The organism is Legionella quinlivanii (assembly GCF_900461555.1).
Lineage (GTDB): Bacteria > Pseudomonadota > Gammaproteobacteria > Legionellales > Legionellaceae > Legionella_C > Legionella_C quinlivanii.
Map to the genome: position 1 here is coordinate 790,070 of NZ_UGOX01000001.1, position 13,194 is coordinate 803,263.

The window sequence follows — 13,194 nt, forward strand, 5'->3', positions numbered from 1 at the left end:
GTGTAAAATTTGTTCAGGCCATTTCCTTTCATTGCTTATGACTGTGAAATGCAATTCCAGGATCGAAAAAACTTCTTTCCAGTTTGATACATTCTCATGACTGCTCAAAATAAGTACAATTATTTTATTGATTGAACGAGGAGTGGTGAAATGAAATCTAAGAATACTGTAAGCAATATTGATAACGAGTCAAGAGACCTTGCAAGTATCCGACTGGCCCAAAGTTTATGGAGCCGAGGAACACCAATTACAGGAACACCCGCTGAAAGCTATCTGGTATCCACCAGAAAAATTACTGCAAGTGTTGCCAGCCGCTTACAGTTTAAGTATGTGCAAGGCAAACTGGGAATTCCAAAGCTGGATCAATATGGCTTTAATGATTACCTTATTGCGCCGGTCTATAACCTGAAAGATGAGCTCATTGGCCTTCAGATTGTTCAACTCGACACCGAAGGCAACAAAGCAATGCCTGCTGATGCGGATAAAAGTTATTACTGCAAAATGTATTTGGGCCCGGCAAAACCCGCATTGCCAGGCAAGGCAGCCGTAATTAATGATGTTGAAAATCAGGATGCGGTGTTTATTGCGGAGGGGATTGAGACGGCTTCCAGTATTGCAGTAATTCCCGCTATTCGCGAGCGATACAGAATTCTGGCCTCTCTGGGAGTAACCGAATTACCTGCGACACTGAGCTATATCAGAACGCATTACTCCAGAGATACCACTATTATCCTACTCAAAGATCATGATAAGCCTGGTTCGTCAGCAAGCAATGATTTTCAAAAAGCTCTCGAACTATTTGAAGGGGCAGGTTATCGCGTTATAGTCAAAGAACCTGTAGTAGAAGGCCATGACTGGAATGATGTGCTGGCCCAGCATGGAAGTGTGGAACTTGAGCGGCAGTTGGCTGTTGATGTCCATGCGCTGCAATCGCAAGGGGAGCCTATTATCCGCAACGAATTAAAAAACCTTTATGCCAGTTTATTGACCAGTGAAGCAAAAACCGACGAGCAGAATTTATTATTTAGCTTGTCTCTGGTGGTTAACCGGAAACTGGATAAAATGACTAGACTAATTCCTTCAATTGAGGAAACTGTAAAAAGACTGGCTGAATCTGGTCAGGTTTCCTTAACAGCAGAAACTGCCCATTTTGAGAAAAATGATACCGAATTAAAATTGGCCATGAAAACGCTGGATTCAATCCGTAAGCGATTGGAGTCTGTTCTGCAATTGCCATCCCTTCCTGAATCAGTAAAGGAATATAGAGCTCAAGCCCTAAAATTAAAAAACAGCAAACAAAAGCTGACGGCAAATAATCAAAAGGTCCTCAGAGAGGAAATAAACGCTGCGTATGATAAGGCAATGAATGATTATGTAAGCATGAGCGCAGAGCCCGGCGCAGAATTTAGGAAGATAGCTGGAGACGATCACTATGCGTATTTCTTTAACCTGATTATTGAGAGGTCTAAAATCTTAAGTTTTTCTGAAATGCGCCGCTCGCTAAGCGTCGAAATTAAAAATCGTGAGCAAGCACAGAAAGAACTGTCTGAGAAGGCTCGGACTGAAAAAGAGCAAAAGCATAAAGACGAACTTCTTAATGCATTTATAAAGCAAAATGATCTGGTCATTGAATTGGCTTCCTATATGAACAAGCTATTTGTTCTAATTGATTCAAGTAAACTCAGCGTGGAGCGCGAGATAGAAGATATGGACTATCGCGCTTACCAGGATTTTTATGTCAAATTGCACGAAGAAGCTCAGGCGAGCGATGAGGATTTAGAAAGCTTGCAGCACTGGCTTAATAATCTGGGTAATTTCAAAACGCTTTCACCCTTGAAATATGAGCCTCCTAAAGGTGAAGATGTACGTCCAGTGAAGTTTATATTTGAAGAATATGATGAGCAGGAAACGCTTGAAAATATAACGGATGCGATGATGAATCATCTGCCGGCAATCACCCCGACGCTAGCTCTGGATTCCCGCGATAAGGGTAAAGAGATTGACGATCAGGAAGCCGCGCCACAGCAGGATGATTTGCTGACGCGCAGCATTTATGATTATGTGATTGAGTTATCCGCAATCCTGTACAAATCATTTGAGGTGAGCTCTCCAGATGGCAAGTTTACCCAGGAGTTTGACGGCTTGGTGGTCCGTGATAGACAATTAACCATCATGGAAAGAAAAGCGAATGATGGAACGGGCGTTAGTGTATTGCAGCGTAATTTTTGTCAGCAGAAAATCGGTTCGAAAGAACAATTTGTGGATAAAAACTGGCTTCCTTCAATACTGGGCCATGCACAACCGGAATCATTTATCAAAATTGATGCTCCTGAATCTAAGGACTGGTATAGCCCGGCATTTGACGATGCAATGAAAAACCGGCTAATGACCGCTGCAAAGAAAACAGTTGTTGAGGCTTTAAGGGATCTTCGCCTGGAATTTAACATGAACTTACCCAAACATTTTTCAGATGGTTATCAGGGTGTATTTTTCAGCTCCAGGCTGAACGATGTGAAAGTTCGCTTCTCAAGACAGGGTCTGGGCAATGAAACTATCGCTCACCGTCGTATAGACGATATTAAATCGGATATGGCTACTGAAGTAATGAAGAGGGTTTAATAGGTTCAGAGAGATCTGAAATTATGTGCAGATTGGGCCTTAACCACTACTCCCTACGTCCCTCGGCTTGTCCGAGGGAACCAGGAATCTGATGCCAGGATTGGATCTCTGGATCCCCTGGACAAGTGTATAGCAAAGGGAGGTAGGTAAAGTCTTAAGGCAGTTCCATTAGGCCCTTGGCCCAATATGAATTAAATAATCGGAGATCAATGATAAATATTGCTGAAGTTTTATTATTAGGTTTAATTCTAAGTATTGATTCATTTTCGGCAGCCCTCGCAATGGGCCTCAAGCCCCATCAGACCCGAGATGCTATGAATTTTGCGTCATTGTCTGCTGGCGCCGAGTTAATCGCCGCCCTCATTGGCGCAATTGCCGGTGAGCAAATTATCTTAATACTAGGACCAGTAGCTCGCTGGATTGGATTTATTATGCTCTCGGCAGTTTCCCTGCACATGTTATACGAAGGATTTATTGAGTATAAAAATAGAAATGAGGCAGTCTCTGCGGTCAAGTTTCATGGATTCTTTAAATTATTGGTCGTTGCCGTTGCAACCAGCCTCGATGCGCTTGCAGTGGGCGTCAGCGTGGGCGTCACCGGGAAAGCCTTATGGCCTTATCTGCTTTCCATCGGCGCCTGGGCCTTCATTATGACTATAATCGGGATGGGGATTGCCAAAAAAGCACCACAGCGATTATCGGCGGTTTTCAATGTACTTGGGGCGATTATTCTTTTTGTGATTGCGGTGGAGATGCTGTAGAGGGTTATCTGTCATCCCGGTGTGCAATGCAGATGTAATGACTTCGAGAACAGATTGTGTTTGTTGAAACACCTCATTATTCCAGAAACGAAATACCCTAAACCCGTTTCCCCTTAGCCAATCAGTGCGCTTGATATCGTAAATCTGACTCTCCATGTGCTGGCCACCAAGTTCGACGATCAATCGCTTTTCAAAGCAAAGAAAATCGACAATGTATGCACCAATTGGGGCTTGCCTCTTGAATTTAAATTTAAGTCTGTTCGCTCGGAGATAATACCAAAGATGTCTTTCGGCATCGGTACTGTTTTTACGTAAAACGCGAGCTCGTTGTTTTAGCGTCGATTGGTCCATTTCCCTCTCCCCAACCCTCTCCCAGAGGGAGAGGGGGTTAATATGCTGTAATTGAGCAGACTTTCAACTACTACCCAAACTGCCCCCTCCTGGGAGAGGGGCATTATCATACTATCAAAGTTCTTAGCACGGAAGAGGGGGTTGATGTGCTGTAATTGAGCAGACTTTTCAATTAATACCCAAACTGCCCCCTCTCCCTTTGGGAGAGGGTTGGGGAGAGGGGGCTTTTAATTTAAACTCCCAACTGCTAATGCGCACCCGCCGCTGCTGAAGCCGAAGCAGCGCCGCTAACCGGCCTGGTTAACCAGACTAATGGAATCAAGCACAGGAAAATGATGGAGGAAATCCAGAACACATCATTCAGACCTAGCATATCGGCCTGCGTGGAAAGGATTCGATTAAAAAGGGCATAGCGTTGTTCTTCATCAATAGGCAAAATGGTTTTCACCTGAGATAAAAATTCAATGAAGTTGGGAGTATAGGCCGTGGCATGCTCGTTGAGCTGTGAATGGTGCAGGATGGAACGGTTGTTCCAAACTGTGGTTGCGATGGATGTCCCGATTGCGCCGAAAAAAATCCGCACAAAGTTGGATACTCCAGCCGCTGCCGGAATTCGTTCCTGCGGCAATCCGGAAAGAATAATGACTGTCAATGGAATAAAAAACATCGCCATTGGAATTCCTTGCAGCAGGGTAGGGATGACCAATGCCCAGGTATCCACATCCGTGGTATAGAAAGAACGCAGAAAAAAAACGAAGCTAAACAGAATAAAGGACAGGGTTACTACCCTGCGCGGATCGATTTTAGGTAGAAACTTGCCTATCAGGGGGGCTAAAATCACTGCGAATACACCCAGCGGAGCCATTACCAGACCCGAATTCAATGAAGGATAGCCCAGATCTTGCTGCATCCACTGCGGCAGTAAAACCAGGTTGCCAAAGAACACCCCGTAAGCGACACTGATGGCGATAGTGCCATTGCTAAAATTTCGCAGCGTGAATAAACGTAAATCAATCACCGGATTGGGAATAGTTAGTTCCCAGACCAGAAAATAACAGAATGAAATGAAAGAGATTAACCCCAGACTTAAGATAACAGGCGAGTTAAACCAATCGAGATCTTTCCCTTTGTCCAGCATGATTTGCAAGGCTCCTACCCATATAATTAATAAAATCAGCCCTATTTTGTCAATAGGACTCTTTGTGGTCGGCGTTTCACGCTTGCGGTAAATGATCCAGGTAACGCCTGCGGCAAACAGGCCAATCGGAACGTTAATATTAAAAATCCATGACCAGCTGTAACTGTCTGTAATCCAGCCGCCTAAACTGGGGCCGGCAATAGGGCCAACAGTCGCGGTCATGCCCCAAAGGGCTAAGGCAAATGAGCTTTTTTCTTTGGGATAGGAGCTGAGCAAAATAGCCTGTGACAAAGGAATGAGCGGCCCCGCTACCAGTCCTTGCAGTACGCGGGCTGCTAACAGCATAGGCAGGGTTTCAGCAAATCCGCATAAAAAGGAGGCGAATACGAATAGCAAAATGGCAACCACGAACAGGCGAATCTGACCAAAGCGCTGGGTTAACCAACCGGTGAGCGGGATGGAAATCGCATTGGCGGCCGCAAACAGGGTGATGACCCAGGTGCCTTCATCCACAGAAACGCCGAGGTCACCCGCTATGGTTGGAATGGCCACATTGGCAATCGAGGAGTCAAGAACAATCATAAAAGTAGCCAAAGCCACGGCAATGGTTGCTAAAACCAGCCGACCGCCTGACAGACACTTCATTCCTGATGGATTATTCATTGGATTGACTTAAGTGATTAACAGGCTCGGTTTGGTTTGGTTTAACGATATTGTCCTGAATAATACGCCTGATTAATCGTTCAGCCCGTTTTTCCATATTATCGAAGATTGGGGTTCTATAACTGGCTTTATAGACTTCCATTGGTTTGTCTTTTTGCTTATGAGTATCGATGGTCACCTCCATTGACAAGCCAATCATTAAGGGATGAGTTCTGACTTCATCCGGGTTTAGAACTATGCGCACTGGCAAGCGCTGAACCACTTTAATCCAGTTTCCCGTGGCATTTTGTGCAGGCAAAAGAGCAAAGGCGCTTCCGGTTCCTGGTGAAAATCCGACCACGCGTCCATGATACACGACAGAGGAGCCGTAAATATCTGCTGTCACCGTCGCCGGTTGTCCAATGCGCACATCACGAAGTTGTTTTTCCTTAAAATTGGCATCAACCCAGATATCCTCAAGAGGTACAATTGCCATGAGCACCTGCCCTGGGGAAATACGCTCTCCAACCTGTACCGAGCGTTTTGAAATAATACCGCTTGCAGAAGCGCGAATACTGGTTCGCAGGTAGTCAAGATAGGCTTTTCTTAGTGTGGCTATCGCCTGCAGAACCTGGGGATGTTTTATTACTGTGGTATTTACAGTGAGGCTTCGGTTAGCTTCCCAATTTGCCTGGGCTGTTGTTAACGCGGCCTGGGCGGCAATATAATCTTCACGTGCATGGTTTAAATCTTCTTTTGAAACGCCGCCAAGCGATATCACTGCTTCGCGCCGCTTCAAATCCTTTTCTGCTTTCTGCAAATCGGATTGCCGGGATTTAACGATCGCCTGCAGGCCATTGTCGCTAATATAAATCTGTTGTGTCTGGCGGAGAGTCAGGGCCAGATTGGCTTTGGCTGCCTGTAAGGCAAGCCAGGTATCGGTGGGGTCAAGTACAATGATGGGCTGATTGACTTTCACAAGCTCAGTGTTATCCACATTCACGTCCATGACGTTACCCGCGATCTGTGAAGTGACGGGAATGATGTTACCACTGACATAGGCATTATCGGTGTAAACAAAAAAGCGTAAATCGACCCACCAATAAATCAGGTAGACAATTCCAAGCAGGACAAACAGGCCTGTCAGCCCAATGAGCAAGCGTCTCTGCCTGGCTTTTGCAGGAGGCACTGGATCAATATCAGATAACGGATTGTCGTTCTTATCCATGTAACACCTTATTTAAATGACAATGAGGGGTAGCAGTGGTTCTTGGAGTGCTTAAATAACATTCATTGAATCCTCCCCCAAGGGCTTTGATCAGGGCAATTTGCAAATCGCGGCGCGTACGAGCCAATTGCAATCGCTGCTGTTGTTCCTGCAAATAACGGGTTTCCGTATCTAAGACAACCAGTTGCGAGGTTAGCCCTACGCTATACTGTTTACGGGAAAGAGTATAGGCTTTTTCTGCCGAAATTAATGCAAGCTGTTGTTCGTGGAGTTGTCTGTCAATATAGTTTATGGAAGCCAATTGTTTGGCGACATCGCCAAATGCCTGATTTAAAGTATCGTTGTAATTAGCAATGGATTCATCGAGACTGGCGTATTGTTCGCGCAGCTCAGCGCGTAAAGCACCTGCATCAAAAACGGGCAGGCTGATTGCCGCTTGCACCAGAACCGCTTTACTGGCGTTACTGAATAACTTGTCCAATCCCAAGGACAGATAGCCATAATTGGCAAGCAAATTCACATCCGGATAAAATTTGGCCTTGACATGCTTTACCCCGTATAAGGCGGCCTCTGCCTGCCAGCGTGCTGCTACAATATCTGGCCTTCTGCCAAGCAATCCCAGCGGTAAATTGTTGGGAAGCTTCGGGGCAATTGTGGCTTTTAATTGAGGACGGGTAATGCTTAAACCGCGATCCGGGCCTGCTCCCAGCAGAATGCCCAATTGCTGCTGTGTAATCAGTAACTGGCCTTCAACATTCACCAGCAGCGTTCTGGCTGTTGCTTCCTGGGTTTGCGCCTGAAAGAGCTGGGTATCGGTATCCAGGCCATTATCAACTCGCCTGCGGGTGACTGCCGTTAAGGATTTTCGTTGCTGCACGGTACGGAGCAGCACATCCCTCAATGCAAATTCGTAAGCGAGCTCATTATAAGTGGTTGCCACCGACGTGGCGATCATCAGGCGGGAGGCTTGCAGGGCGGCTTCGCTGGCTTTTTCCTGAGACAAGGCTTGCGAGAGCAGTGAAAGATTTTTGCCCCAGAAATCCAAATCATAGGAGAAGTTGAATTGCACTTGCCCCTGACTAAACCATCTGCCGCCAAACGGTGGAGGAAAATAGCTGTTGGCGCTGAAGCGTTCAAGGGCGGGAACTCCAAGAAAGTCCACATGGGGTAACAGGCTTGAGTTCTGGCCTGAAACTAAAGCACGTGCCTTATCCAGCCGAGCTCCCGCCGCCTGAATCTGAGGATTGTCTCTCAAGGCTTCATCAATTAATGACAGCAGCTGTGGGTCGCCAAACTGCCTGGCCCAACATAAGTCAGGCCATGGGCCATTTTTTTCAGGCAGTGATTTTTTTGTTTGAAATGCGGCAGGGGTGGCCAGTATCTGCTTGTTATGAATTCCTGAATAGTTGACGCAGCCTGACATTATTAACGGTATGAGCAGAAGCAATAACGACATAGAAGTGTTAAACAAATTCTTTCTGATGCACAGCATATTGTTTAATCACTCCTGTGAGGCGGCTGGTCAATTGGGATTAAGCTAAGAAGCTCATTGTATTTAAAAGCAAATTTATTTTAAAGCCTTACAGGGTAAACCGCAGCTAAATTTTGAATATTAAGCCTACGTGGGTATTGGTTGTTTTAACCCATCCATAGGTAATTTATCCTTTAATTTTTCCAGCATTTTTAATCGAGCTGGCATTAATATCTTATTTTTGGTATCGGTTGTTTTAACTCATCCATCGGTAATTGATCCTTCAATTTTTCCAGCATTTTTAAGGAGTTGGTTTTAATATCTTCTTTATGGGCGAAGAAAGTACCGTAATAGCCGTTTTCTGACTTTGCTTTCACGATCAATGCCGGAATTCCGAATAATAGGGTTGCAAAAACACCTGCAATCCGACGCCAGAAAAGAGAATGGTTATGCCAGCCTCGATGCTCGGCTAACAGCGGTTTTGAGTCTTTAATCGCTTTATTACATTTCAATTTAAACTGTTCAAAAGAAGTGATATTGATCTCATTTTGAGGATTAAGAAACTCATCTTTCGCATCTCTCAGCTCGCGCACTAGCTTCATGGTGCAGCGGCTATAATCAATATCTTTCGATGTTCTCTCCATATTTTTTCTAATTTCTGAGGTAAAGTCTTTTAACGCTCTATCAAAGGTAGCCATGTGCACTAATATTTGTCTTCGCAATCCCATTTGCTGTTGCTGTCTTTCTAACGCTTTTCGTCTCTCCTCTTCCCGTATTCTCGCCTGTTCCTCTCGTGCTCTCTCCTGTTCCTCTCGTATTCTTGCTTCTCGCTCCTGCTGTTCCCGCAGCTCAGCTTGTCGTCTTTCTTCTGCACGCTGCGCTCTCGCATTGAGAACTCGTTGTTCGATGGGATGCTGTTGCTGTAGCTGGCGCTCCTCTTCGAGCTGTTGCTGGCGCTCTTGTGCCAGCTGTATCAGACGTTCACGAGCAAGTCGTTCCTGACGCTCACGTTCCTCTTGCTCCAGACGCAGGCGTTCAAGTTCTGCCGCCTGGCGTTCGCGCTCCAATTGCTCCTGACGCTCTCTTTCCAATTCCTCGCTAAGCTCATTAATGCTGGTGATAATCGTTTCATCCAGGCTGGCATTTAAGTCTGGGTGGTTATCCCGAATAAGATTAATTAATCGCAAATCCCTGCCTTCAACAGCACGCTTGATATGCTCTATAGTGAATCGGTCTTTATAAGACGGATTGCTTCTGAAATTCTCTTCCATGCGTGAGTAATAATTATCGAATAATGCCAGTATGTCTGTTCCTGATTGATGCAATTCGTTCAGTTTCGCTTCTGTCCATTGTCTGGCGCTTCTTCCATTCAATGCAACATAAGATGGGTGGGTTGTGGGTAAACTTGTTTTCGCATGAATATCGGCTCCTGCGTCCATTAAATAGTTTACAATCTCTGTTTTGCCGTAAATACAAGCGAAGGTAAGGGATGGGTAAGCATTTACGCCACGAAATTCAATCAAATCAGGTCGATGGGACACAATAAAGTCGACAAGGCCTAAATGTCCTATTTGAATAGATTTGAGCAAAAGATTGCCATGTAAAAGATTAATTAACTCGGGCTTATTCAGTTTTTGTATAAGCAAGTCTAAAAGCTCAGTGTCTTTAGCATCTAGCGCTCTTTGAAGTTGCCGGATGATTATCAGGTCCATATAGGGATCATTAATATTTAGAAATTGATTAATTACTTCTATAGGGCGAGGTCTTTGATTCAGTGCAAGCTTAAAGTGCGCCAGATTTAAAGGGGTATTTATAATGATATACTGGGCACATTGCAGGAAGCCCTTTTCAACCATCTTTGGAAACAAGCCTGAGCGTTGATCGGGAGTCAAATCCATCCAGTTCTGGTCAAGGTACTCAAATATTAAAGCTTCCTCAGCACCAGATATTTTTAAAAGATCCTCGATTAAAGACAGGATCGCTTCTTGTTGACGAAGTGTTTCGAGATTATTATAAAAAATCTCAAAATGCTCTTCTGAAGCTTTTTTCTGTGCCTGCGGGGTATTGATATTACCTGCTTCAGTAATGGAACTTGTACTCCAGCAAAGGCGGCCCCCCATGACAAAATAATGCGAGTTTTCCGGTTGTTGCGGCATGCAGGCGGTGCGCAATTCGTCATAATGGTCGGAGTGAATGTGATAGAGCGCAATCTTATGGGTTGCATCAATGATTGAGTCCCATTGGCTTGCTGAGAGAGGGAGCTCAGGAATTTCAGCCGACGTTTTACCTTCACATAAGGCTTCAACCAATGCGCTCAGATTCTCTTGAGTGCGTATTAAAGTAAGAAATTGTTTAGCCTGTTCTTTATCCTGTAAATGCAATTGAACGGTACACAAATAGAGAAACGTTTGCAAAATGAATAATTGATAAGTGGAGGTTCTTGATTTACTGGTTTCGTACCCAGGGTGCTCCTTGCTATATTGTTCAAAACAACGCTGAAAAAGATTTAAAAAATTAGTAACCGGCTGCTCAGCTATTTTAATAAAATCTTTTAATAGAGCATAAGTTGTCAAGTCGACATTCTCGAGATCCCATTCGTCAGCGGGATAATCCTCTTGTGGGTATCCAATGTTAAAATTTTCCGTCAAGACAGCAAAGTCAATTTCCTCTGGTACTATCCCGGTATTTTTTTCAAGGATTAGTGAGTAGACGCCCTGGAGGAACGCCTGGGTGCTGCTTGAAATTTCTGAGAGGTTATGGGTAATTTCCGGGGGATTATGGGGAGCGGTATAAAGGCGAACAGCCTGGGAAACCACCGTTTTCACAGGGTCGCCCTTGACGAGGGAAATATTAGCGAGGCGCTCAGAAATGACATTGGAAGTTAAAATCTTTTCCAGGCTGTTGGCAGTGGGATTAATCAGGGCCATGATATTAGGCAGGTCAAAATACCTGGCACTGTCAGGGTTTTGCTTAACAACAAATTCGCCCTTGGATACAAAATGTGTTTGTCCAAGCAGCAGGTCTCTTTCCATGTTTTCGAAGCCAGGATTAGCTCCACTGAATGTCAGGGCTTTTTCTTTTGCTTCTTTCAGGCTGGCTTCAATAAGATCAAGATAGGCAAGCTCATTTCTTTTCCCTTCTTGCCTAAGCCTTTCTTTGAGTGGCTGTAATTCATCAATCAGTTTTTTACATTGCTCTTCAAACGAAAGCTCCCCAATGCGAGTACCTTTTTCTGCATCGATCGGACCATGAAAAAAGGTTTTGCGTTCTATATCGGATTGGCAGGTATTATCTCCAAACAGGTGAAGCGCAACCGGATTGTCATTTTCACCGGTGAAGTTTTCTGAAATCTGAGCCGATCCCGTTACTGGAACGATAATTGAAAGTTTTCCCATTGAATCAAAGTGAACAAAATCGTATTTTTTGACTAATTGAAGTAATTCAGCTTTCATAACGTCTCACTGATAAATGAACTGCTGCTATAATACCACTATTTGGGCACGGTGTACAATAATTAATCTGTTTGTCGTTTGGATTTATTGTATGAAGACACAGTCAGGCTGAAACCTATCCATGATTTAGCACGGTGGCATGCTGGAGATAGATTCCAGCCTGAGCGGGAAGGCCGTTGCGTGAATGGAAATAGGTATACAAAAGGCTGTCTTTGCGAGCGTTAGCGAAGCAATCCAGATCATAATCCTGCTCAAGGTTTGATCTGGATTGCTTCACTTCGTTCGCAAAGACGACAGTTTGGGAATCTCGGGGTGTTAAGGGGTGTTAATAGGCTGCGACAAATAACCGTCATATGATTCGGACTTTTATCACATCCTCAATCGCCTGAATTTTAGTGTGGAGAGGGCGGTCTTCGCAATTCTGACAGGATACATCGATAAGATTGACCGCTATCTCTCCCATTGACGTATTAACCATCTGTTCAATGTTATAGCCGTCGGTTGACAGTACATTGGTGACTTCGGCAATAATCCCCTTAATATTTCGATTGATGATTAAGATGCGTTGTATCCCGGTTTGTCCCAGTGAAGGCATGACAGTTGGAGGAAAATTGACGGCATTTTCAATAATGCCCTGCTCAAGATAATGTGTCACGCTTTGAACCACCATGCTGGCGGAGTTTTCCTCCGCTTCTACGGTACTTGCTCCCAGATGGGGAAAGCAAAGCACTCGGGGATGATTTGCCAGTTCTACGGTGGGAAAGTCAGTGACATAACTCATTAATAAATCATCATTCAATTGCTTAAGAATCGCTTGTTCACAAACCACTTTTTCCCGGGAAAAATTCATTAGCATGGCGCTCTTTTTAAAAAGATGAATATTGCTTTCATTGATTAGATAGGTTGTATTACTCATTAATGGCACATGCAAGGTCACGATATCCGCAGCACCTAGCAATTCGGGCAAACTTCTGACGATACCCACTCCGGGCATTAAAGCAAGTGCATTATTCACGGTAATAAAGGGATCGTAGGCGATGACTTTCATCCCTAAAGCAAGGGCTGCATTAGCGACTTTAACCCCAATATTGCCTAAGCCTACTACGCCCAGCGCTTTTCCGTAGATTTCCCGACCGACAAACTGCTTTTTGCGCGATTCAATTTCCTGATGCATATCGCTTTGCCGGTCATTCGCCAGGCTGCTTAAAAAGGAGTGGCTTTGCTCGAGATTTCGATAGCTGATTAAGAGGGCGGCGAGTACCAATTCCTTGACCGCGTTTGAATTGGCGCCTGGAGCGAAAAATACCGGGATCCCAAGTTTGGTCAGCTTGTCTACAGGAATGTTATCAGTGCCTATTCCAGCCCGTCCGACCGCCTTTAACTGCTCGGAAAATTGATAATCATGCAATTTACTGGAACGCACCAGCATCGCATCCGGATTGTTAAAATCCTTTCCCAGTTCGTAGCGTTCCTTGTTAAACAATTCCAGCCCCTTTGAAGAGATGTTATCGATAATTTGAATGCTATACATA

At 44.7% G+C, this 13,194-nt stretch carries 8 protein-coding genes and 1 pseudogene; 2 read left to right on the forward strand and 7 right to left on the reverse strand.

Annotated features, from left to right (window positions below; translation table 11 throughout):
* The first annotated feature begins 150 nt into the window (after positions 1 to 150).
* Both DYH61_RS03470 and DYH61_RS03475 read left to right on the forward strand, forming a co-directional pair.
* Positions 151 to 2,619 carry a toprim domain-containing protein gene (locus tag DYH61_RS03470; RefSeq protein ID WP_058508552.1) on the forward strand — a complete coding sequence of 823 codons (2,469 nt, stop codon included), beginning with the start codon at positions 151 to 153 and terminating at the stop codon, positions 2,617 to 2,619.
* Positions 2,620 to 2,828: 209 nt separating this feature from the next.
* Positions 2,829 to 3,380 (forward strand): manganese efflux pump MntP, encoded by a 552-nt coding sequence (locus DYH61_RS03475; RefSeq protein ID WP_234999835.1) that lies wholly within the window; start codon positions 2,829 to 2,831, stop codon positions 3,378 to 3,380.
* 24 nt (positions 3,381 to 3,404) lie between these two features.
* Here the strand turns inward: DYH61_RS03475 and DYH61_RS03480 are convergent.
* The 7 genes and pseudogenes from DYH61_RS03480 to DYH61_RS03505 form a co-directional block, all read right to left on the reverse strand.
* Positions 3,405 to 3,731 (reverse strand): annotated as a pseudogene (locus DYH61_RS03480) (endonuclease domain-containing protein); the annotation flags it as partial.
* 247 nt (positions 3,732 to 3,978) lie between these two features.
* Positions 3,979 to 5,532 carry a DHA2 family efflux MFS transporter permease subunit gene (locus DYH61_RS03485; RefSeq protein ID WP_058508553.1) on the reverse strand — a complete coding sequence of 518 codons (1,554 nt, stop codon included), beginning with the start codon at positions 5,530 to 5,532 and terminating at the stop codon, positions 3,979 to 3,981.
* Complete coding sequence (locus DYH61_RS03490) at positions 5,525 to 6,739, reverse strand: HlyD/EmrA/EmrK family protein (RefSeq protein WP_083499276.1); 1,215 nt, start codon at positions 6,737 to 6,739, stop codon at positions 5,525 to 5,527. Before DYH61_RS03490 ends, DYH61_RS03485 begins: the two co-directional genes overlap by 8 nt.
* Positions 6,732 to 8,162: an efflux transporter outer membrane subunit gene (locus tag DYH61_RS03495; protein ID WP_160037282.1), complete on the reverse strand. Its 1,431-nt coding sequence runs from the start codon at positions 8,160 to 8,162 to the stop codon at positions 6,732 to 6,734. The genes DYH61_RS03490 and DYH61_RS03495 overlap by 8 nt, the downstream gene beginning before the upstream one ends.
* 275 nt (positions 8,163 to 8,437) lie before the next feature.
* The gene (ankF, locus tag DYH61_RS03500; RefSeq protein ID WP_058508555.1) at positions 8,438 to 11,662 is read right to left on the reverse strand and encodes a Dot/Icm T4SS effector AnkF/LegA14/Ceg31; all 3,225 of its coding nucleotides are present in this window, start codon (positions 11,660 to 11,662) and stop codon (positions 8,438 to 8,440) included.
* Positions 11,663 to 11,777: 115 nt separating this feature from the next.
* Positions 11,778 to 11,939 carry a hypothetical protein gene (locus DYH61_RS15605; RefSeq protein ID WP_172463584.1) on the reverse strand — a complete coding sequence of 54 codons (162 nt, stop codon included), beginning with the start codon at positions 11,937 to 11,939 and terminating at the stop codon, positions 11,778 to 11,780.
* Positions 11,940 to 12,011: 72 nt separating this feature from the next.
* Positions 12,012 to 13,193: a 3-phosphoglycerate dehydrogenase family protein gene (locus tag DYH61_RS03505; RefSeq protein WP_058508556.1), complete on the reverse strand. Its 1,182-nt coding sequence runs from the start codon at positions 13,191 to 13,193 to the stop codon at positions 12,012 to 12,014.
* Position 13,194 lies beyond the last annotated feature (1 nt).

Coding starts and splice junctions, on each gene's coding strand:
- ankF (WP_058508555.1), bottom strand. CDS start 11,662: ATGAAAGCTGAATTACTTCAATTAGTCAAAAAATACGATTTTGTTCAC.
- DYH61_RS03470 (WP_058508552.1), top strand. CDS start 151: ATGAAATCTAAGAATACTGTAAGCAATATTGATAACGAGTCAAGAGAC.
- DYH61_RS03505 (WP_058508556.1), bottom strand. CDS start 13,193: ATGTATAGCATTCAAATTATCGATAACATCTCTTCAAAGGGGCTGGAA.
- DYH61_RS03485 (WP_058508553.1), bottom strand. CDS start 5,532: ATGAATAATCCATCAGGAATGAAGTGTCTGTCAGGCGGTCGGCTGGTT.
- DYH61_RS03490 (WP_083499276.1), bottom strand. CDS start 6,739: ATGGATAAGAACGACAATCCGTTATCTGATATTGATCCAGTGCCTCCT.
- DYH61_RS03475 (WP_234999835.1), top strand. CDS start 2,829: ATGATAAATATTGCTGAAGTTTTATTATTAGGTTTAATTCTAAGTATT.
- DYH61_RS03495 (WP_160037282.1), bottom strand. CDS start 8,162: ATGTCAGGCTGCGTCAACTATTCAGGAATTCATAACAAGCAGATACTG.